Origin of the sequence: Enterobacter cloacae complex sp. IR53030, from assembly GCF_049238365.1 — a bacterium.
Classification (GTDB): domain Bacteria; phylum Pseudomonadota; class Gammaproteobacteria; order Enterobacterales; family Enterobacteriaceae; genus Enterobacter; species Enterobacter kobei.
In genome coordinates this window covers 1-20,699 of sequence record NZ_JBMKHA010000012.1, presented here as the reverse complement: position 1 = coordinate 20,699, position 20,699 = coordinate 1, and the positions used below count along the sequence as shown (strand labels likewise).

Here is a 20,699-nt window from a genome sequence, read left to right as displayed (position 1 = left end):
GTTGTGCCTGTCGCCCGAGACCGCTAATTCTCTCCGGTCTCTTAAAAAAATTAAAACTCTTTTCGCAGCCAGTTGTTCAGTCGTTTGACCCACGACCCCACTGAAACGCGTTTTTCCACTTCTGCTTCACCACTGAGATGAGATTCCTTCCCGTAGTGGAGCAGGCCCACAGCCGTCGAATAGTACGGCTCCTGAGCATAATCCGTTAAACCGGTAATATTCAGCGGCGCACCAATACGCACCTGCGTATGGAACACGCGCTGAGCGCAGGCCGCAAGACCTTCAATTTGCGCTGCCCCGCCGGTTAATACAATCCCCGCCGCGAGATGATGTTTCACACCTTGCTGACGAAGCTGTTCCTGTAACTGTAAAATCTCTTCGTTGACCAGGTTGAGCAGCTCGGTATAACGCGGCTCAATCACCTCTGCCAGCGTCTGACGTTGCAGGCTGCGCGGCGGACGACCGCCCACGCTCGGCACTTCAACGCTCTCATCTTTGCCAACAATTGAACCCAGCGCACAGCCGTGGCGCACTTTAATCGCTTCTGCATCGCTCGGTGGCGTACCAAAAGCGTATGCGATATCGCTGGTCACAACGTTCCCGGCATAAGGGATCACTTTGGTGTGGCGCAGCGCACCGCCTGTATAGACAGCCATGTCCATTGTACCACCACCAATATCGACCACACAGACACCGAGTTCACGTTCGTCTTCGGTCAGCACGGAATAACTTGCCGCCAGACCGGCGAAAATAAGTTGGTCAACTTTCAGGCCACAACGTTCAACGGCTTTTACAATGTTCTTCGCCATATCGTTGTGACATGTGATCAGGTGCACTTTTGCCTGCATACGCACGCCAGACAGACCGACCGGGTTTTTGATCCCTTCCTGATAGTCGATCGCATATTCCTGCGGGATCACGTGCAGTACACGATGTTCATCGCGCACGCGCACGGACTTCGCTGTATGCACCACGTTTTCAACGTCTTCCTGCGTCACTTCTTCTTCGGAAATCGGCACCATACCGATTTCGTTCTGGCAGCTGATGTGCTTGCCAGAAAGGGCCAGATAGACAGAAGAAATCTGGCAATCCGCCATTAATTCAGCCTGATCGATGGCGCGCTGCACGCATTTCACCACCGACTCAAGGTCATTTACCCCACCTTTATCCATACCACGGGACGGGCAACTGCCCACGCCAATGATATTGACCATACCGTCGGGCAGAACTTCCCCTACTAAAGCGGCAACCTTAGCGGTGCCAATCTCCAGTCCAACTACCAGTTTTCTGTCCGTCGCCTTGATCATTGTTGTTCTGCCTGTACCTGTGCCTGATTCTGTTGCTGATTAGGTTCCTCGACCGGAGCCGGCTCCCAACCGACTGCTGCGCCTGAGTCATAGCGCAAATCAACGTAGCTTATCCGTTTGCCGTCCGTCTGCGCCTGCTGCTGTAAAACCGGGTAAAGTTCTACAAAACGCGCCAGACGTTTCATTGTGTCGCCGCGCCCCAGGTTGAGCTTAATGCCGTTCGTCAACGTAAGCTGCCAGGAGCGGCGCGCCGTCATTGCAGCATCTTTTAACGTAAACCTGTCCTTCGCCAGCACCTGACCCATTTCACGAAAACCCTGCAAGACTTCGTTTTCGCTACCTTCAGGGCCATACAACATCGGTAAATTTTGCTTGTTGACACGATCGGATGGGACGCTGAAGGAATTTCCGTCTACGTCAACCATGTGCTGATCATTCCAACGCGCAATGGGCACATATTCAACCAGATGAATCTTCAATTCATCAGGCCATTGCTTTCTGACACTCGCCTGTTTTATCCAGGGCAGACGTTCAATCTGACTCTGAATAATATTGACGTCCTGAGTCATAAAGGTGCCGGGCGATCCCAGCGCCAGAATTGACTGGCGAATATCATCGTTACGCGTGTAGTGACGCTCGCCGGTCACCACCAGCTTTGACAGCGGCAACCGCTGCGCATCTTCCATCCAGCCCAGCACCATCCAGCCGCTGATAAACACGGTGCACAGCACCCCGAGCAAGAAAATAATCCCTGCAAGACGCGTTCCATTACTCCGGCGTGAAGAAGCATATTCTTCTTCGTCATCGCGGTTGCGCGTGTTCAATGCAGCCTGAGACATATCAGCCCGCCTGGTCCAGAATACGTACGACTAACTGAGAGAAGCTCATTCCTGCCTGACGCGCAGCCATCGGCACAAGGCTATGGCTGGTCATTCCCGGAGAGGTATTGGCTTCCAGCAGGTAAAATTGCCCGTCACTGTCCTGCATCACATCAATGCGTCCCCAGCCGCGACACCCAAGAATATTCCAGGCTTTAAGCACCAGGGACTGTAAATCCGCTTCACGCTCAGCTTCCAGACCACAAGGGCAGAAATATTGCGTCTCATCAGAGAGATACTTCGCCTCATAATCATAGAAGACTCCGGCGGGTTGGATGCGAATTGACGGTAAAATTTCTTCGCCAAGCATCGCGACGGTAAATTCCGGCCCGCTGAGCCATTTTTCAATCAGAACTTCTTCATCGTGTTGAAATGCCAATGCTAAAGCCGACGCTAAATCTTCAGCTTTATCGACTTTTGACATTCCTACGCTCGACCCTTCCCGGCTCGGCTTTACAATAACCGGTAAGCCCAGTGCCGCAATGCGTGTATTAACGCTGTCCGACAGGCCCAATTCAAATTCGCGACGCGTCAGCGCCACCCACGGTGCAACCGGTAGCCCCGCGCCCTGCCACAGTAACTTACTGCGCAGTTTATCCATAGAGATGGCAGACGCCATCACGCCGCTGCCGGTGTACGGCATGCCGATCAACTCCAGAAGCCCCTGCAGGGTTCCGTCTTCTCCGCCACGGCCATGTAATGCGATAAAGACTTTATCGAAGCCCATTGTTTTTAACTGCGTGACGTCGACCTCTTTTGGATCGACCAGGTGCGCATTGACGCCCCCTTCACGCAGACCAGCCAGTACGGCAGCGCCGGAATTCAGAGAAACCTCGCGCTCGGCGGACGTGCCGCCAGACAGGACAGCAATCTTATCAGCCATGATGCTCATCCTCCTGAGTTTGCGGCTTCAGTTTGATTTCAGCTAAGGTACGGGCGATTTTGCCGATATTTCCCGCACCCTGAATCAGAATCAGATCGTTACCGGTCAGCACCGGTGCCAGAATTTCCGCCACCTGTACCGGGTCAGAAACCAAAATAGGGTCAACTTTACCGCGTCCGCGAATCGTGCGACACAAAGAACGACTGTCAGCCCCCGGAATCGGAGTTTCGCCCGCTGCATAAACATCCAGCATCAGCAGCGTATCCACCTGCGACAGTACGCTGGCGAAATCGTCATACAGATCGCGGGTGCGCGTATAGCGGTGCGGCTGGAAGATCATGACCAGATTTTTTTCAGGCCAGCCAGCGCGTGCAGCTTTGATGGTCGCGTCCACTTCGGTTGGATGGTGGCCGTAGTCATCCACCAGCATAGCGGTGCCGGCTTTACCGTTTACTGCCTCCAGCGGGAATTCACCGAGGAAATCGAAACGACGGCCAGTGCCCTGGAAGCTTTCCAGGGCGCGCAGGATCGCTTCATCATCGATGCCTTCTTCTGTCGCCACCGCCACCGCCGCTGCGGCGTTGAGGGCGTTATGACGCCCTGGCGCATTCAGCGTAACGTGCAGCAGCTCTTTGTCCTGACGCGCCAGCGTGAAATGCCCCTGCGCACCAACCTGTTTGTACTCTTCCACGCGAACGTCAGCATCCTCACTGAAGCCATAAGTGGTGATTTGACGCCCCACACGCGGCAGCAGTTCGCGGATGACCGGGTCATCCACACACATCACCGCGCGGCCATAAAACGGCAGGTTGTGCAGGAAGTTGATAAAGGTCTGCTTTAAATTCTCAAAGTCGCCCTGGTAGGTATCCATATGGTCGGCTTCGATATTGGTGACAATCGCCACCATCGGCTGCAGATGCAGGAACGACGCATCGCTCTCATCTGCTTCCGCAATCAGGTAACGGCTGTGACCCAGACGCGCGTGCACGCCTGCGGCTTTGACCAGACCGCCATTGACGAACGTCGGGTCGAGACCCGCTTCGGCATAAATACTGGAAACCATCGCAGTCGTCGTGGTTTTACCGTGGGTCCCGGCAATCGCGATGCCGTGACGAAAACGCATCAGTTCCGCCAACATTTCAGCACGGCGGATCACCGGAATGCGCGCTTCATGCGCGGCAACGATTTCCGGGTTGTCAGAGGAGATAGCGCTCGATACCACCACCACGCTTGCATCGCGCACGTTTTCAGGGCGATGGTTGAAATAGATAGTCGCCCCAAGCGACGCCAGTTGCTGCGTAACAGGGTTTGGCGCCAGGTCAGACCCGCTGATCTGATAACCTTCGTTAGCTAACACTTCGGCAATACCGCCCATGCCAGCACCACCGATGCCAACAAAGTGAATGTGCCGGACGCGACGCATCTCGGGCACGATTGAACGCAGTTTTGCCAGTTGTTGTGTATTCATTCTCTAAACGCCATCGACTACTTAAAATTCGTGCAGCGCAACACGCGCTGCGAGGGTTAAGCCTGGGCTGCCAGGCTCACTTCTTTTGCCACCCGTTCTGTCGCATCCGGGATTGCCACCGCGCGCGCGCGTTGTGCCATCTCCAGCAATGCATCTCTGTTCCAGCCCGCCAGGGTAGTGGCGACCGCGTCGGCGGTAAATTGTGGCTGTTCAAATATCTTCGCCGCACCGGCTTTCTCAAGCGGCAGCGCGTTCCAGTACTGCTGTCGGTCTTTATGCTGGAACGGGACAAACACCGCGGGCAAACCGGCGGCAGCGATTTCGCTTACCGTCAGTGCGCCAGAGCGGCAAACCACGACATCGGCCCAGGCATAGGCTGCAGCCATATCGTCAATAAATTCGGTCACTTTGTGCTGCGGCTGGCCTTCAGCGGCGTAAGCCTGCTCAACGGTCTGTTGCGCGCCTTTCCCGCTTTGATGCCAGATGGTCACGGCATCACCCAGCTTTGCAGCCACCTGCGGCATCGTCTGGTTTAAAATGCGCGCCCCTTGAGAGCCGCCCACAACCAGAACGCGTACCGGTCCTTCACGCCCCGTCAGGCGGGTGTCCGGCAGCGGCAGCGCCAGCACATCCACACGCACCGGGTTACCCACCACGTCAGCTTTCGGGAACGCACCGGGAAACGCCTGCATAACTTTGGTGGCGATTTTCGCCAGCCACTTGTTGGTCAGACCGGCAATACCGTTCTGCTCATGCAGTACGACGGGAATACCTAGTGACCACGCAGCCAACCCGCCTGGGCCAGAGACGTAGCCACCCATGCCCAGTACCACATCAGGCTTAAAACGCTTCATGATGGTGCGTGCCTGACGCCAGGCGTTAAAAATACGCACCGGAGCCAGCAGCAGCGCCTTAAGACCTTTGCCACGAAGGCCGGAAATACGAATAAAGTCGATCTCAATACCGTGCTTCGGTACCAGATCGGCTTCCATGCGGTCTGCGGTTCCCAGCCAGCGTACCTGCCAGCCCTGCTCCATTAAATGGTGCGCAACCGCCAGCCCCGGGAACACATGTCCGCCGGTACCGCCTGCCATCACCATTAACCGCTTCGGTTGATTCATCGTGAACCTCGTGTAAACGCCTGGGCTTTCTCCAGACGCGTCTCATAATCTATGCGTAACAAAAACATAATGGCCGTCGACATGATCAACAGGCTCGAACCACCATAACTGATCAACGGCAACGTCAGACCTTTGGTCGGCAGCATACCCGCTGCGGCGCCGACGTTAACCAGTGCCTGGAAGCTAAACCAGATACCAATTGAACAGGCTAAGAAACCTGAGAAGCGGTGATCGATCTCCAGCGCTTTTCGGCCAATCGACATGGCGCGGAAAGCGACGAAGAATACCATTAATAGCGCCAATACCACACCGATATAACCCAGTTCTTCCCCAATAATGGAGAAGATGAAGTCAGTGTGCGCTTCCGGTAAATACTCCAGTTTCTGTACCGAGTTACCCAGCCCTTGCCCCCAAACCTCACCGCGACCAAACGCCATCAGCGACTGCGTCAGCTGATAACCACTGCCGAACGGATCTTCCCATGGGTTCCAGAACGAGGTCACACGGCGGATACGGTAAGGCTCGGCGAGGATCAGCAGCACTACCGCTGAAATCCCCATTCCGATGATGGCGATGAACTGCCACAGCTTGGCCCCTGCCAGGAAAAGCATCGCCAGCGTCGTGACAAACAGCACCACCACGGTACCGAGGTCAGGCTGCGCCAGCAGCAGGATCGCGAGCACCAGAATTACGCCCATCGGTTTTAAGAAGCCGCGAAGGTTATTACGCACTTCGTCGACCTTACGCACCAGGTAGTTCGCCAGGTAGCAGAACAGCGAAAGCTTGGTGAATTCGGCCGGCTGAATACGCAGCGGGCCAAACGCAATCCAGCGCGATGCCCCGTTAACGGAGCTCCCGACAACCAGTACGATCAGCAGCATGATAATTGACGCAATCAGCATCGCCGTACTGTGCCGCTGCCAGAACGCCATCGGCAGACGAAGCGTCACCAGCGCCAGACAGAACGCCAGAATGATGTACAGCCCGTCACGCTTGGCGAACAGGAAAGGATCGTTAGCCAGACGCTGTCCGACGGGCATCGAGGCCGAGGTCACCATGATAAAGCCGATCGCCGCCAGCCCCAGCGTAAGCCAGAACAGGGTGCGGTCGTACATAATCAGGCTATCGGAGTCTTTTTCCCGCGAAGCCATCACCCAGCCTTTCAGTGCCGCAAACAGCCACACCAGAATTCCAAATCCTGGCAGGCGCGGCATTTTCAGGCGAGGGAGAGATAAACGCATCAGCCTAACTCCTTCGCCAGGCGAGTAAAGATATCGCCACGCTGTTCGAAATTCTTAAACTGATCGAGACTCGCGCACGCTGGAGAGAGCAGCACCATATCCCCCGGCTTCACGCGCGGGGCGATCAGCCGCATCGCCTGTTCCATCGTTTCAGTTTGCTCGGCAATCTCCGGGCGTAATTGAGCCAGCTCGCTGCCGTCACGACCGAAACAGTACAGGCGGATGTTATCGCCTGAAAGGTACGGCTTCAGGGAGGAGAAATCAGCGGATTTGCCGTCACCGCCCAACAGCAGATGCAGGGTACCGTCAACATGCAGACCGTTCAGCGCGGCCTCCGTACTTCCCACGTTGGTGGCTTTGGAGTCGTTAATCCAGCGCACGCCGTTGTGCTCCAGCGCCAGCTGGAAACGGTGCGCCAGACCGGAAAACGTGGTTAACGCTTTCAGGCTGGAAGAGCGCGGCAGGCCAACAGCATCCGCCAGCGCCAGTGCTGCCAGAGCATTTGTGTAGTTATGCTGGCCGGAGAGCTTCATCTCTTTCACGTTCAGCACTTTCTCACCTTTCACGCGCAGCCAGGTTTCACCCAACTGACGGTTCAGATGATAATCCCCCATGGTGATACCGAAGCTAATGCAGCGATCGTCCGCGCCGCGCACCGGCATGGTCAGCGCATCATCGGCGTTAACCACGCAGACTTTGGCATTTTCATACACGCGCAGCTTGGCGGCGCGGTACTGCTGAAGACCAAATGGATACCTGTCCATATGATCTTCGGTCACGTTAAGGATCGTCGCGGCAGCTGCGCGCAGGCTGGAGGTGGTTTCCAGCTGGAAGCTGGAAAGCTCAAGGACATACAGCTCGCAGCCTTTGTCCAGCAGCATCAGTGCGGGCAGACCGATATTACCGCCCACGCCGACGTTCATACCTGCGGCTTTCGCCATTTCGCCCACCAGAGTGGTGACGGTGCTTTTACCATTAGAACCGGTAATCGCAATAACGGGCGCCTGCACTTCACGGCAGAACAGCTCGATATCACCGACAATCTCCACCCCCGCATCAGCCGCAGCGCTGAGTGAAGGGTGCGCCAGCGCCATCCCCGGGCTGGCGACAATCAGATCGGCGGCCAGCAGCCAGTCATCATTCAGACCACCAAGGTGGCGCTCAACCTGTTCCGGCAGCTTGTCCAGACCCGGCGGAGAGACACGCGTATCCATCACGCGCGGCGTCACGCCACGCGCAAGGAAAAAGTCCACGCAGGAAAGGCCGGTAAGGCCCAACCCGATGATAACGACTTTTTTGCCCTGGTAATCTGCCATGATTAACGTACCTTCAGCGTTGCCAGGCCAATCAGCACCAGCATCAGCGAAATAATCCAGAAGCGCACAATCACGCGCGGCTCCGGCCAGCCTTTCAGTTCATAGTGGTGGTGAATCGGTGCCATACGGAAGATGCGCTGACCGCGCAGCTTAAAGGAGCCGACCTGCAAAATCACCGACAGGGTCTCGACCACAAACACACCGCCCATGATCACCAGCAGGAACTCCTGACGCAGCAGCACGGCGATGATGCCCAGCGCGCCGCCCAGCGCCAGAGAACCGACGTCGCCCATAAAGACCTGCGCCGGATAGGTGTTGAACCACAGGAAGCCCAGCCCCGCGCCGACAATCGCCGTACAGACGATCACCAGCTCACCCGCGTGTCGCAGATAAGGGATGTGCAGGTAGTTAGCAAAGTTCATGTTACCGGTCGCCCACGCCACCAGTGCAAAACCGGCCGCCACAAAGACGGTTGGCATAATGGCCAGACCATCCAGGCCATCGGTCAGGTTGACGGCGTTGCCGGTTCCGACGATCACAAAGTAGGCCAGCAGGATATAGAACAGCCCCAACTGCGGCATGACGTCTTTAAAGAACGGCACCACCAGCTCGGTCGCGGGCGTGTCTTTTCCTGCTAGATAGAGCGCGAAGGCCACACCAAGCGCGATCACCGACATCCAGAAGTACTTCCAGCGGGCAATCAGGCCTTTAGTATCTTTGCGAACGACTTTGCGGTAATCATCCACAAAACCAATGATCCCATAGCCCACCAGCACGGTAAGCACGCACCAGACGTATGGGTTAGACGGATACGCCCACAGCAGCACGGAGACAACGATTGCAGTCAGGATCATAATCCCGCCCATGGTCGGCGTACCGCGTTTACTGAAGTGCGACTCAGGACCGTCGTTACGCACCACCTGGCCGAAAGAGAGTTTTTGCAGACGGGCAATCATGCGCGGGCCCATCCACAATGAGATGAACAGCGCAGTCAGCAGGCTGACGATGGCACGAAACGTCAGATAGGAAAAGACGTTAAAGCCTGAATAATATTTGACCAAGTGTTCGGCCAGCCAAACTAACATGTCCCGTTCTCCTGTAATGCGTGCACAACCTCTTCCATGGCGGCACTACGTGAACCTTTCACTAACACAGTCACAATTTGTTTTTCTGTAATCAACGCCTTCAGGCGCTCAATCAACGCAGCTTTATCGGCAAAATGTTCGCCAACGCCGCTGGCACGGCTAATCGCCTCGCTCAGTTTTCCTGCGCTCAGCACACAGTCCAGCCCTGACGCTTTCGCCGCTTCCCCGACCTGGATATGACAGGCTTCGCTTTCGTCGCCCAGCTCGGCCATATCGCCGACCACCATGACGCGGTAGCCCGGCATTTCAGATAACACCTGCACCGCCGCCGTCATTGAGCCAACGTTCGCGTTATAAGAGTCATCCAGCAGCAGCTTGTTTTCCGCAAGCGGGATCGGGAACAGGCGTCCCGGCACGGCTTTTAACGTTGCCAGCCCGGTTTTAATCGCCTCATGCGACGCGCCCACGGCCGTCGACAACGCCGCAGCCGCAAGCGCATTGGCGATGTTATGGCGACCCGGCAGCGGTAACAGCACGTCTACGTCACCCGTTGGGGTCGTGAGCGTGAACTCTGTACCGTGCGACGTCACATGAATATTGGTCGCGGTAAAATCACTGTTGGCCGCATTCGGCGAGAAGCGCCAGGTTTTACGCGAGCCAATGATGTTCTGCCAGTTCAGCCAGTCGTTGTTGTCGGCATTGAGAATGGCAATACCGTCAGCGGGCAGACCGGTGTAGATCTCGCCTTTCGCTTTCGCCACGCCTTCCAGCGAGCCAAAGCCTTCCAGATGTGCCGCCGCCAGGTTATTCACCAGCGCCGCTTCCGGGCGCGTCAGGCTCACGGTCCAGGCGATTTCCCCCTGGTGGTTTGCTCCTAACTCGATCACCGCAAATTCATGTTCGTTGGTCAGGCGAAGTAATGTCATCGGCACGCCGATGTCATTATTGAGGTTGCCCGCGGTATAAAGTGTATTGCCGCACTGGCTGAGGATCGCCGCCGTCATCTCTTTCACTGACGTTTTGCCTGATGATCCGGTTAGCGCGACAACGCGAGCTGGCACCTGCTGACGAACCCAGGCGGCCAGTTCACCGAAGGCGAGACGCGTATCTTTCACTACAATTTGCGGCAGTTCGATATCGAGTTTACGGCTGACCAGCAGCGCGCCAGCGCCGTTTTCTTTAGCCTGCCCGGCAAAATCATGCGCGTCAAAACGCTCGCCTTTCAGCGCCACAAACAGACAACCCGCGGTCACTTTGCGGGTGTCGGTGGTTACCGCGTCAATGGTCAGATCTGGACCCAACAGTTCGCCGTGCAGTACCGCAGCGGCCCGGCTTAAGGTGATGCTAATCATGCGACGACTCCCAGCAGACGCGCTGCCGTTACGCGGTCGGAGTAGTCCAGACGACGATTGCCAACAATCTGATAATCTTCGTGGCCTTTACCTGCCAGCAGAACCACATCATTTTCTTTGGCCTGCATGATGGTGTTGGTCACGGCTTCCGCACGGCCCTCCACCACGCGGGCGCGACCGGCGTCCAGCATGCCCGCCAGAATGTCGTTGATGATGGCGCGCGGCTCTTCCGTACGCGGGTTGTCATCGGTTACTACCGGAATATCCGCGAACTGTTCCGCAATGGCGCCCATCAGTGGACGTTTGCCTTTATCGCGATCGCCGCCGCAGCCAAAGACGCACCACAGTTTACCGGTACAGTGCAGGCGGGCCGCTTCCAGCGCTTTTTCCAGCGCATCCGGCGTGTGGGCATAATCGACAACCACGGTCGGTTTGCCCGGCGCGCTAAACACTTCCATACGACCGCAAACAGGCTGCAGACGTGCCGAGGTCTTCAGCAATTCAGCCATTGGGTAGCCCAGCGCCAGCAGCGTCGCCAGCGCCAGCAGCAGATTGCTGACGTTAAATGCGCCCATCAGGCGACTTTCAATTTCACCTTCGCCCCATGAAGAGGCAAAGCGGATCGTCGCCCCGCTGTCGTGATAGTTAACGTCAACGGCCTTCAGCCAGCGGCCGTGGCAGTTGGGATTGATATGGTCTTCCATCGACACCGCAACCGCGTCTGGCAGCTTCGCAAGCCAGCGGCGACCGACTTCATCATCGGCGTTGATGATGGCTTGTCCGTAATGGTGAGTCGAGAACAGCAGCCATTTCGCGGCTTCGTAATGCTCCATATCACCATGATAATCAAGATGATCGCGACTCAGGTTGGTAAACACAGAGGCGGCAAACTTCAGCGCCGCAACACGATGCTGTACCAGACCGTGCGAAGAAACTTCCATCGCAGCAAAGGTTGCCCCCTGCCCTGCCAGACCGGCAAGAACATGCTGTACGTCAACTGCCGAGCCGGTGGTGTTTTCCGTTGGGCTAACTTTGCCCAGCAGGCCGTTACCCACGGTGCCCATTACCGCGCCGGTTTCACCCAGCAACTGGGCCCATTGCGCCATCAGCTGCGTGGTGGTGGTTTTTCCGTTCGTGCCCGTCACGCCAACCAGACGCAGCTGGTCGGAAGGTTCGTGATAAAAACGTCCTGCCAGAGCAGAGAGACGTTCATTCAACTGGCTGAGATAGATAACCGGCACACCGTGCATTTCACGGATCTCACCGTCGGTTGCCTCATCTTTGGCCTCAGCAATAATGGCAGCAACACCTTGCGCAATCGCCTGCGGGATATAACGACGCCCGTCCGCCTGATGACCGACCACCGCCACAAAAAGATCGCCAGAAGCCGCAACGCGGCTGTCCAGTACCATCTCTCGCAGTGCTCGCTCCGGTGCATTTGGCACCCACGGAGCGAGAAGGTCGCGCAAATTACGATCTGCCACCTGTACCCTCGCCTTGATTAATTACAAATTCACTTTTTTCGCCCGTCGCCAGCGCATCCGGTTCAATATTCATGGTACGTAACACGCCGCCCATGATAGCTCCGAACACAGGCGCGGAGACGGCGCCGCCGTAGTATTTACCCGCCTGTGGATCGTTTATGACGACCACCAGCGCAAAACGCGGATTGCTTGCAGGCGCTACGCCTGCGGTATAGGCAATGTATTTGTTGATGTAGCGGCCGTCTGGCCCCACCTTTTTCGCTGTACCGGTTTTAATGGCAATGCGATAGCCTTTGATCGCCGCCTTCACGCCGCCGCCGCCGGGCAGCGCCACGCTTTCCATCATGTGCACAACGGTACGAACGATGGATTCCGGGAAGATACGCTCGCCCGGAACCGGTGGATCAACTTTGGTAATCGACAGCGGGCGATAGACGCCATAGCTGCCAATCGTTGCGTAGACTCGCGCTAACTGTAACGGCGTTACCATTAGCCCATAGCCGAAAGAGAAGGTGGCCCTCTCTATGTCAGACCACCGTTGTTTTTGAGGATATAAGCCACTGCGTTCTCCGACCAACCCCAAATTGGTCGCCTTTCCCAGTCCAAAACGTGAGTAAGTCTCTACTAACGCTGAGGACGGCATCGCTAACGCCAGCTTTGAAACACCGACGTTACTCGACTTCTGTAACACCCCGGTCAGGGTCAATTCGCTGTAGCGCGCCACGTCTTTAATCTCGTGGCCGTTGATACGGTAAGGGATCGTGTTCAGAACCGTGTTTTCATTGACGATGCCGCGCTGAAGCGCCGTCATCACCACCATCGGTTTCACCGTGGAGCCAGGTTCGAACACGTCGGTAATTGCCCGGTTACGCATCGCATCTTTTGCGGTACCGGTAAAGTTATTCGGGTTGTAGGACGGACTGTTAGCCATCGCCAGCACTTCGCCGGTGCTGACATCAACCAGCACGGCACTGCCAGACTCCGCTTTGTTGAACGCTACGGCGTTGTTCAGCTCGCGATAAACCAGCGCCTGCAAGCGCTCGTCGATACTCAGTGCCAGGTTGTGTGCCGCCTGGCTGTCCGTAGAGGAAATATCTTCGATGACGCGCCCATAGCGGTCTTTACGCACAATGCGCTCGCCCGGCTGGCCGGTGAGCCACTTATCGAAGCTTTTTTCAACGCCCTCAATCCCCTGGCTGTCGACGTTAGTGAAGCCGATGAGGTGAGCGGTTACTTCGCCGGACGGATAATAACGACGGGATTCCTCACGCAGATGTATGCCCGGCAGCTTCAGTTTACGAATGTAGTCCGCCATGTCAGGGTTAACCTGACGCGCCAGATAGATAAAACGCCCTTTCGGGTTGGCGTTAACGCGGGAAGCCAGCTGATCCAGCGGCATTTTCAGGGCATCTGACAGCGCTTTCCAGCGGTTGTCCAGCGTAATGCCACCAGCGTCGTGCAGCTCTTTCGGGTCGGCCCAAATCGCTTTTACTGGCACACTCACGGCCAGCGGGCGACCAGAACGGTCAGTGATCATCCCACGTGATGTCGACACTTCCTGCACACGCAGAGAGCGCATATCCCCCTGACGTACCAGCATGTCAGGGGCGATGATTTGCAACCACGCCACACGTCCCAGCAGGAAACCCAGCGCCAGTAAAATGCAGCCGCAAAGCAACGCAAAACGCCAACTGACAAAGTTGGCCTGTTCTTCCTGACGTTTTGGTTTTAGCGTTTTTGCCGCTGCTTTCATGCGTCGCGTTTTCCCTTATTTTTGTACTACGATATTTTCCTGGGAAGGATCAACATGCTGCAGTTGCAGCTTTTCCGTTGCGATCCGTTCAACCCGGCTGTGATCGCCGAGCGCGTTTTCTTCAAGGATCAGATTTCGCCATTCAATATCCAGCGCATCGCGTTCCAGTACCATCTGCTCGCGTTGCGCAGTCAATAAACGTGTATGGTGGGCTGTGGTGACCACCGTGACTGCCGTAACAATGATGCAAATGAACAGGCAGAGTGGCAGTTTCCCGAACCGCAAAAGATCGTCGCCGATCACGCCAGGCAAGGCATGGCGCTCGTTGCTTCCTAACGATCCCTTAACTTTGCTTAGGGTTTCTGTCACTCTGCTGATCATGCGTTCGTCCTCTCTGCAACTCGCAGCACTGAACTACGGGCGCGTGGATTCTCTGCCACCTCTTCTTCGCCCGGCATCAACTTGCCTAATGCTCGCAACTGACGACCACCCAGCTTCCTGAGTTGTTCTTCCGTCATCGGCAACCCCGCAGGAACCTGAGGACCGCGGCTTTGCTCACGCATAAAGCGCTTCACTATGCGGTCTTCCAGCGAATGGAAGCTGATGATGGATAACCGCCCACCCGGGGCCAGTACGTCGAGCGAGCTTTTTAGCGCCAGCTCTATTTCCTCCAGTTCACTGTTTACCCAGATGCGCACCGCCTGGAAGGTACGGGTCGCGGGATGTTTGTGCTTATCCTTCACCGGCGTCGCCGCCGCGATCACTTCGGCCAGCTCTTTGGTACGGGTCATGGGCTCAACGCGGTTGCGCTCAACGATGGCGCGCGCAATGCGCTTGCCAAAACGTTCTTCGCCAAAGGTTTTGATCACCCATGCAATATCCGCTTCGTCAGCGGTCTGCAGCCATTCGGCAGCAGACTGGCCGCGCGTCGGGTCCATACGCATATCCAGCGGACCATCGCGCATAAAGGAGAAACCGCGTTCAGCATCATCAAGCTGTGGTGAAGAGACGCCAAGATCGAGAAGAATCCCGTCGATCTTGCCCGTCAGGCCGCGCTCGGCAACATAATCCGCGAGCGCAGAGAAAGGTCCATGCACGATGGAAAAGCGAGGGTCATTGATGGTCTGTGCAACGGCAATCGCCTGCGGATCGCGATCAATTGCCAGCAGACGTCCTTCCTCTCCAAGCTGGGAGAGAATCAAACGCGAGTGACCACCGCGACCAAACGTACCATCAATGTAGATGCCATCCGGACGAATATTCAGGCCGTTCACGGCCTCATCCAGTAACACCGTTTTGTGTTTATAATTTTCCATCATATTTATAGAGACAAGTCCTGCAGCCGTTCCGATAAAGTTGCGGAATCGGACTGCTCAGCGTCGATATCTTCCTTGACCTGTTGATACCAGGTCGTTTCATCCCACAGTTCAAACTTGTTGAACTGCCCGACCAGCATCACTTCTTTAGTCAGACCGGCATGTTGCCGCAGCACAGGCGCAATCAGTAATCGCCCGGCGCTATCCATCTGACACTCACTGGCATGTCCCAATAACAGCCGCTGTACGCGGCGCTCTTGCGGGTTCATGCTCGACAGTCGCGACAGCTTTTGCTCAATAATTTCCCATTCGGGTAAGGGGTAAAGCAGCAGGCAGGGGGAGTTGATGTCAATGGTGCAAACCATTTGACCCGAAGCGTTCTCAATCAGCTGGTCGCGGTATCGGGTTGGCACCGATAAACGCCCTTTGCTGTCGAGATTGACTAACGTAGCTCCACGGAACATGCCAGTCTCACCCCTCCTCACCACTTTAACCCACAAATTCCCACCTAAAGGAGTTTACGGAGCGAGGGAAAAGCTTGTCAAGCCAGGACTCTCCCTATAAGGACCCGAAAGCCCTCTATTTACAGAGATAAACAGACCTGACTAATAACTGAACAACTGGCGAGGCAAAATTAACGTTATGAATATTTGTAAGAAAAAAACCGAATATGCACACTAGCGTTAAAGCTCACTCAATATCATCGCAGATAAATATAAAGTGTCAGTTTGCGACGCGGGCAGCATTTTATGACAGATTCTCAGGGGATAACAGCGCCAGATTCATTCAGACGCGTGGTTAAGGCGGCCGTTGCCACGCTGGCTGGTCAGGGTCCAGGAAAAACGTCTGAATATTCATCGACCGAAGCCGGTTTGTAACAAAATAATACAAAGATAGCGGTTTAAAATCGCTTTCAGGCTCCTTAAAGGGCAGTTTAAAAGCCAAAATGAATTAAGAAAATGAGGAGATTATGATCCTGCAGGAATTATCCTAATTTCATTGCGGGAATTAACTCAGCGAATTATTCCCGCAATAAGGGGCCGTTTTCACCGCCCCGTCATTTCATTTATGGCGGCTAAGAATTCCGCGATGATAGAGATTACGTTTGATACGTGTCAGACCCGGCTTCGGTTTTCTCGGCTCATCCAGGCTCGCCAGAACAATCTCCAGTACGCGTTCAGCCACATCACGGTGACGCTGTGCCACGGCCAGCACCGGACACTGCAGGAAGTCGAGCAGCTCGTTATCCCCGAAAGTGGCAATAGCCAGGTCGGAGGGAAGCTTACCTTCACGGCGCAGGGTCACATCCATCACCCCCTGCAAGAGTGCAAAGGATGTCGTGAACAGCGCCTGGGGCATCGGGTGCGTTTCCAGCCATTTCTCAAAGAGCTGCGCAGCGGCTTCACGTTCATAGCTATTGGCGTAGAGATAGTGAACTTCACGCGGATCGTCTTTCCAGGCGGTTCGGAACCCCTGTTCACGCAGGAAGCTCACTGAAAGTTCAGGCAATGCGCCAAGATAGAGTACCGTTTCAGCAGGGAAGGTTCTCAGCTCCGCGGCAAGCATTTCCGCATCATCCTGGTCGGCACCCACTACGCTGGTGAAATGCTCGCGATCGAGCGCACGATCCAGCGCAACGATAGGGAAAGGATCGTTCGCCCAGCGCTGGTAGAATGGATGCTCTGGCGGTAAGGAGGTCGATACAATGATGGCATCCACCTGGCGCTGGAGCAGATGTTCAATGCAGCGCATCTCGTTGTCCGGCTGATCTTCAGAACAGGCAATCAGCAACTGGTAGCCGCGCTGGCGAGCCTGACGCTCAAGATAGTTGGCGATACGGGTATAGCTGGTATTTTCCAGATCGGGGATCACCAGACCAATCGATCGGGTGCGCCCGGCGCGCAGGCCGGCAGCGACAGCATTCGGATGGTAGTTATGCTCACGAACCACCGCCATAACTTTTTCAACGGTTTTATCGCTGACACGGTACTGCTTTGCTTTACCGTTAATCACATAGCTGGCCGTTGTTCGTGACACGCCGGCTAGCCGGGCGATTTCATCCAGTTTCACAATTGCCCCTTAAAAAAAGAAAAGAGTCCATGGCCCTGTCAAGGTTATGGTTAAATCTTTTAACATCTAAACGCAGAAAAGCCTTCGCGGCAACCGCTTTTATCTGCGTTATTGGCTGATTACGCAAAAAAAAGCCCGGCTTTGGTGACCGGGCAGAAAGAGGCGAACCTTTTTGACAACTAACGCATGATTTTCTCGCCGCGTGACAGACCCACAACGCCCGATCTGGCCACTTCAACAATTTTTGCTACATCCCGCACGGACGCCAGAAAAGCGTCCAGCTTGTCACTGGTCCCGACCAGTTGAACCGTATAAAGAGAAGGCGTGACGTCAATGATCTGCCCGCGGAAAATATCCGCATTGCGTTTGACCTCTTCACGCCCGTAGCCGCTGGCCTGAATTTTTACCAGCATGACCTCACGCTCAACATAAGCCCCCTGCCCCAGCTCGCTCACGCGCAGGACATCAACCAGTTTATGCAGTTGCTTCTCAATCTGCTCAAGCACTTTGGCATCACCAACGGTCTGAATCGTCATACGCGACAGCGTCGGGTCGTCCGTGGGGGCAACGGTCAGGCTTTCTATGTTATAGCCGCGCTGCGCGAAAAGCCCAATGACGCGCGACAGTGCGCCAGACTCGTTTTCCAGCAATACAGATAATATCCGGCGCATATCAGGTTCTCTCCGTTTTGCTTAACCACATTTCATCCATACCACCGCCGCGAATATGCATCGGATAAACGTGCTCGGTCCCATCAACGATGACATCCATGAAGACGAGGCGGTTGTTTTTAACCTGCTCAAGCGCTTGTGCGAGCGACGATTCCAGCAAAGCGGGATCGGTCACCCGCATCCCCACGTGGCCATAAGCTTCAGCAAGACGAACAAAATCCGGCAGCGACTGCATGTATGACTGAGAGTGACGGCCAGAGTAGATCATATCCTGCCACTGCTTCACCATACCGAGATAGCCGTTGTTGAGGTTAAGCACCAGTACCGGCAACTCATATTGCAGCGCGGTGGAAAGTTCCTGAATGTTCATCTGGATACTGCCGTCCCCGGTCACGCAGACGACGGTTTCATTTGGCAGTGCCAGCTTCACGCCCAGCGCGGCAGGCAAACCAAAGCCCATCGTTCCTAAACCCCCTGAATTGATCCAGTGACGCGGTTTATCAAAGGGATAATAGAGGGCGGCGAACATTTGATGCTGACCCACGTCTGAAGTGACATAGGCGTCGCCTTTCGTCAGTCGCCAGACCGCTTCAATCACGGCCTGAGGCTTAATATGCTCACTTTGAGTGTCATATTTCAGACACTGGCGCGCGCGCCACTGCTCAATTTGCAGCCACCAGTCGCGGATCTCATCCAGCGGTTGAGTCGTGCTCTCCTGGGTCAGCAGATCCAGCATTTGCTCCAGAACCTGCCGGGCATCGCCGACGATAGGCACATCAGCCGACACCGTTTTTGAAATCGACGTGGGGTCGATATCAATGTGCAGCACCGTGGCGTTCGGGCAATACTTCGCCAGATTGTTGGTCGTACGATCGTCAAAGCGCACGCCGACGGCAAAGATCACATCGGAATGATGCATCGTCATGTTGGCTTCATAGGTACCGTGCATACCCAGCATGCCCAGCGCCTGATGGTGGGTGGCGGGAAACGCCCCGAGTCCCATCAGCGACGACGCAACAGGAAGATTGAGCTTTTCGATCAGTTCACGAAGCTGTGGCTCACACGCAGAATTGATTGCCCCACCGCCGACATAGACCACCGGTTTTTTAGCGGCCAGCAGCGTCTGCAGCGCACGTTTGATCTGGCCTTTGTGGCCCTGCGTGGTGGGGTTGTAAGAACGCATGCTTACCGATTCCGGCCAGACATAAGGCAGCTTGTTTGCCGGATTCAGGATATCTTTAGGCAGATCGACCACCACCGGTCCTGGACGTCCGCTTGCCGCCAGCCAGAATGCTTTTTTCAGCACGCCAGGAATGTCTTCGGTTTGCTTGACCAGGAAGCTGTGCTTCACAACGGGACGCGATATCCCGACCATGTCGCACTCCTGAAATGCGTCGTAGCCAATCAGTGAGGTTGCCACCTGCCCGGAGAGGACCACCAGCGGAATAGAGTCCATGTACGCGGTCGCAATGCCGGTAATAGCGTTTGTCGCGCCGGGGCCCGACGTGACTAACACCACGCCCACTTCCCCCGTCGCACGCGCCAGGCCATCAGCCATATGCACCGCCGCCTGTTCATGACGTACAAGGATATGGTCAATGCCGCCTACCGTATGCAGTGCATCATAAATATCAAGGACCGCGCCGCCAGGATAGCCGAACACTTGTTTCACGCCCTGATCGATAAGCGATCGGACGACCATTTCCGCGCCAGACAACATCTCCATGCTTTGCCTCCAGGCATTTTGTTATAGACGGACCGCCGAATTCATTTCTGCACCGTCTTGCGATCGGGATGAACCCGTCTTCTATTAGCTGAGTGATACTTACCTTAACCGCTCGTTATGAGGCAGGCAATTAGCAAACCCGGAGAGCGAAGAGGCGGTTAAAGCAGAAAAAACAGACATTGCCAGAGGATATGGTTAATTCATCTGTAATTAGAGGAGGAGATGATAAATCATCGTTGAAAAGCGCGATGATTCAGGAAATCATCTATTTTTACAGGTCTGGCAACCACCAGAAAAGATTCAGAACAGAATAAAATAGCAGTTAACAAAACAAAACCAGGATAAACCACATGCAAAGATGCAATTTATCCTGATCTGATTAACGGCGGCAGATGCTGATAAGTAATTCTTCCATCCACTGATGCCCTTTATCCCGCCCTGCAGCTTCATGCCAGGAGAGATAACAGGTACGGCTATTAAGCTTAAGCGGCAGAGGCAAAATTTGCAGATTTAACGCGTCAGAGAACTCTTCCGCCAGCCAGCGCGGTGCAATAGCCACCAGCTGCGTCTGGGAAACGACGTTTAATACGCTGACCATTGCCATTCCTTGATATGCCACGCTCGCCTGTTTATCTGCTGTGTCGTACCACGGCAGACTAAATGAGGCATATCTGTCGAGCGCAACCACGGCATGTTGTTCGCTATAAACATCACTTTCACGTAGCGGAGCATTCAATCGTGGATGTTTTTTACTGGCAACCAATACCATTTCATCTTTAAACAACGGCACGCACGAAAATTCAGGGCGACGGAACTCTTCGTATCCCAGAACAAATTCGGTTTCCTGGTAACGTAACTGGTGTTCTGTGTTTTGATTTAAGGATGATTTGAACACCAGATTAATATTCGGCGCAATCTCTTCAACCTTATTATAAATAATAGATGTCAGATAATTATCTAAGGAAGGTGCGAATAAGCAGGTCATTTCTTCCCAAGCTGACTCGCTGATTAAAATTTCGCGGATCTGG

General features: G+C 55.1%; 18 protein-coding genes. All 18 read right to left on the bottom strand.

Translation table 11 applies throughout. The features are described from left to right. Window positions 1-50: 50 nt before the first annotated feature. The gene (gene ftsA, locus ACOTXR_RS13505; RefSeq protein WP_006173845.1) at window positions 51-1,307 is read right to left on the bottom strand and encodes a cell division protein FtsA; all 1,257 of its coding nucleotides are present in this window, start codon (window positions 1,305-1,307) and stop codon (window positions 51-53) included. Next, complete coding sequence (gene ftsQ, locus ACOTXR_RS13500; RefSeq protein ID WP_014882547.1) at window positions 1,304-2,146, bottom strand: cell division protein FtsQ; 843 nt, start codon at window positions 2,144-2,146, stop codon at window positions 1,304-1,306. Before ftsQ ends, ftsA begins: the two co-directional genes overlap by 4 nt. A gap of 1 nt (window position 2,147) precedes the next feature. Beyond that, on the bottom strand, window positions 2,148-3,068 hold the full coding sequence (locus ACOTXR_RS13495; RefSeq protein WP_058690726.1) for a D-alanine--D-alanine ligase: 921 nt from the start codon (window positions 3,066-3,068) through the stop codon (window positions 2,148-2,150). Continuing rightward, a complete protein-coding gene (murC, locus tag ACOTXR_RS13490; RefSeq protein ID WP_014882545.1) occupies window positions 3,061-4,536 on the bottom strand; it encodes a UDP-N-acetylmuramate--L-alanine ligase in 1,476 nt (491 codons plus the stop codon). The genes ACOTXR_RS13495 and murC overlap by 8 nt, the downstream gene beginning before the upstream one ends. A 56-nt stretch (window positions 4,537-4,592) precedes the next feature. Then, window positions 4,593-5,657 carry an undecaprenyldiphospho-muramoylpentapeptide beta-N-acetylglucosaminyltransferase gene (murG, locus tag ACOTXR_RS13485; protein WP_047625532.1) on the bottom strand — a complete coding sequence of 355 codons (1,065 nt, stop codon included), beginning with the start codon at window positions 5,655-5,657 and terminating at the stop codon, window positions 4,593-4,595. Beyond that, window positions 5,654-6,898 (bottom strand): cell division protein FtsW, encoded by a 1,245-nt coding sequence (gene ftsW, locus ACOTXR_RS13480; RefSeq protein ID WP_014882543.1) that lies wholly within the window; start codon window positions 6,896-6,898, stop codon window positions 5,654-5,656. Before ftsW ends, murG begins: the two co-directional genes overlap by 4 nt. Continuing rightward, window positions 6,898-8,214, bottom strand: coding sequence for a UDP-N-acetylmuramoyl-L-alanine--D-glutamate ligase (gene murD, locus ACOTXR_RS13475; protein ID WP_047344026.1), 1,317 nt, complete (start codon window positions 8,212-8,214; stop codon window positions 6,898-6,900). The genes ftsW and murD overlap by 1 nt, the downstream gene beginning before the upstream one ends. Window positions 8,215-8,216: 2 nt before the next feature. Then, window positions 8,217-9,299, bottom strand: coding sequence for a phospho-N-acetylmuramoyl-pentapeptide-transferase (gene mraY, locus ACOTXR_RS13470; RefSeq protein ID WP_008501985.1), 1,083 nt, complete (start codon window positions 9,297-9,299; stop codon window positions 8,217-8,219). Further along, window positions 9,293-10,651 carry a UDP-N-acetylmuramoyl-tripeptide--D-alanyl-D-alanine ligase gene (murF, locus tag ACOTXR_RS13465; protein ID WP_045134570.1) on the bottom strand — a complete coding sequence of 453 codons (1,359 nt, stop codon included), beginning with the start codon at window positions 10,649-10,651 and terminating at the stop codon, window positions 9,293-9,295. The genes mraY and murF overlap by 7 nt, the downstream gene beginning before the upstream one ends. Then, window positions 10,648-12,135: a UDP-N-acetylmuramoyl-L-alanyl-D-glutamate--2,6-diaminopimelate ligase gene (gene murE, locus ACOTXR_RS13460; RefSeq protein WP_014882540.1), complete on the bottom strand. Its 1,488-nt coding sequence runs from the start codon at window positions 12,133-12,135 to the stop codon at window positions 10,648-10,650. Before murE ends, murF begins: the two co-directional genes overlap by 4 nt. Further along, on the bottom strand, window positions 12,122-13,888 hold the full coding sequence (locus tag ACOTXR_RS13455) for a peptidoglycan glycosyltransferase FtsI (RefSeq protein ID WP_014882539.1): 1,767 nt from the start codon (window positions 13,886-13,888) through the stop codon (window positions 12,122-12,124). Before ACOTXR_RS13455 ends, murE begins: the two co-directional genes overlap by 14 nt. 15 nt (window positions 13,889-13,903) lie before the next feature. After that, a complete protein-coding gene (gene ftsL / locus ACOTXR_RS13450) occupies window positions 13,904-14,269 on the bottom strand; it encodes a cell division protein FtsL (RefSeq protein WP_014068894.1) in 366 nt (121 codons plus the stop codon). Next, window positions 14,266-15,207: a 16S rRNA (cytosine(1402)-N(4))-methyltransferase RsmH gene (gene rsmH, locus ACOTXR_RS13445; RefSeq protein WP_014882538.1), complete on the bottom strand. Its 942-nt coding sequence runs from the start codon at window positions 15,205-15,207 to the stop codon at window positions 14,266-14,268. Before rsmH ends, ftsL begins: the two co-directional genes overlap by 4 nt. A 2-nt stretch (window positions 15,208-15,209) precedes the next feature. Continuing rightward, the gene (mraZ, locus tag ACOTXR_RS13440; protein ID WP_014882537.1) at window positions 15,210-15,668 is read right to left on the bottom strand and encodes a division/cell wall cluster transcriptional repressor MraZ; all 459 of its coding nucleotides are present in this window, start codon (window positions 15,666-15,668) and stop codon (window positions 15,210-15,212) included. Between the two features lie 598 nt (window positions 15,669-16,266). Continuing rightward, window positions 16,267-17,274 (bottom strand): catabolite repressor/activator, encoded by a 1,008-nt coding sequence (cra, locus tag ACOTXR_RS13435; RefSeq protein ID WP_014168621.1) that lies wholly within the window; start codon window positions 17,272-17,274, stop codon window positions 16,267-16,269. A 179-nt stretch (window positions 17,275-17,453) separates the two neighbouring features. Next, window positions 17,454-17,945 carry an acetolactate synthase small subunit gene (gene ilvN / locus ACOTXR_RS13430; protein ID WP_014882536.1) on the bottom strand — a complete coding sequence of 164 codons (492 nt, stop codon included), beginning with the start codon at window positions 17,943-17,945 and terminating at the stop codon, window positions 17,454-17,456. 1 nt (window position 17,946) lies between these two features. After that, window positions 17,947-19,671: an acetolactate synthase 3 large subunit gene (ilvI, locus tag ACOTXR_RS13425; protein WP_045269087.1), complete on the bottom strand. Its 1,725-nt coding sequence runs from the start codon at window positions 19,669-19,671 to the stop codon at window positions 17,947-17,949. A 379-nt stretch (window positions 19,672-20,050) separates the two neighbouring features. Beyond that, window positions 20,051-20,699: transcriptional regulator LeuO (gene leuO, locus ACOTXR_RS13420; protein ID WP_421767042.1), on the bottom strand; the 649-nt coding region annotated here is incomplete at its 5' end.

Excerpts from the sequence above, each read along its gene's own strand:
- ilvN (WP_014882536.1), bottom strand. The coding sequence starts at position 17,945 with ATGCGCCGGATATTATCTGTATTGCTGGAAAACGAGTCTGGCGCACTG.
- murC (WP_014882545.1), bottom strand. The coding sequence starts at position 4,536 with ATGAATACACAACAACTGGCAAAACTGCGTTCAATCGTGCCCGAGATG.
- ACOTXR_RS13455 (WP_014882539.1), bottom strand. The coding sequence starts at position 13,888 with ATGAAAGCAGCGGCAAAAACGCTAAAACCAAAACGTCAGGAAGAACAG.
- mraY (WP_008501985.1), bottom strand. The coding sequence starts at position 9,299 with ATGTTAGTTTGGCTGGCCGAACACTTGGTCAAATATTATTCAGGCTTT.
- murD (WP_047344026.1), bottom strand. The coding sequence starts at position 8,214 with ATGGCAGATTACCAGGGCAAAAAAGTCGTTATCATCGGGTTGGGCCTT.
- mraZ (WP_014882537.1), bottom strand. The coding sequence starts at position 15,668 with ATGTTCCGTGGAGCTACGTTAGTCAATCTCGACAGCAAAGGGCGTTTA.
- murG (WP_047625532.1), bottom strand. The coding sequence starts at position 5,657 with ATGAATCAACCGAAGCGGTTAATGGTGATGGCAGGCGGTACCGGCGGA.
- ftsA (WP_006173845.1), bottom strand. The coding sequence starts at position 1,307 with ATGATCAAGGCGACGGACAGAAAACTGGTAGTTGGACTGGAGATTGGC.
- ACOTXR_RS13495 (WP_058690726.1), bottom strand. The coding sequence starts at position 3,068 with ATGGCTGATAAGATTGCTGTCCTGTCTGGCGGCACGTCCGCCGAGCGC.
- murF (WP_045134570.1), bottom strand. The coding sequence starts at position 10,651 with ATGATTAGCATCACCTTAAGCCGGGCCGCTGCGGTACTGCACGGCGAA.
- ftsW (WP_014882543.1), bottom strand. The coding sequence starts at position 6,898 with ATGCGTTTATCTCTCCCTCGCCTGAAAATGCCGCGCCTGCCAGGATTT.
- rsmH (WP_014882538.1), bottom strand. The coding sequence starts at position 15,207 with ATGATGGAAAATTATAAACACAAAACGGTGTTACTGGATGAGGCCGTG.
- ftsL (WP_014068894.1), bottom strand. The coding sequence starts at position 14,269 with ATGATCAGCAGAGTGACAGAAACCCTAAGCAAAGTTAAGGGATCGTTA.
- ilvI (WP_045269087.1), bottom strand. The coding sequence starts at position 19,671 with ATGGAGATGTTGTCTGGCGCGGAAATGGTCGTCCGATCGCTTATCGAT.
- ftsQ (WP_014882547.1), bottom strand. The coding sequence starts at position 2,146 with ATGTCTCAGGCTGCATTGAACACGCGCAACCGCGATGACGAAGAAGAA.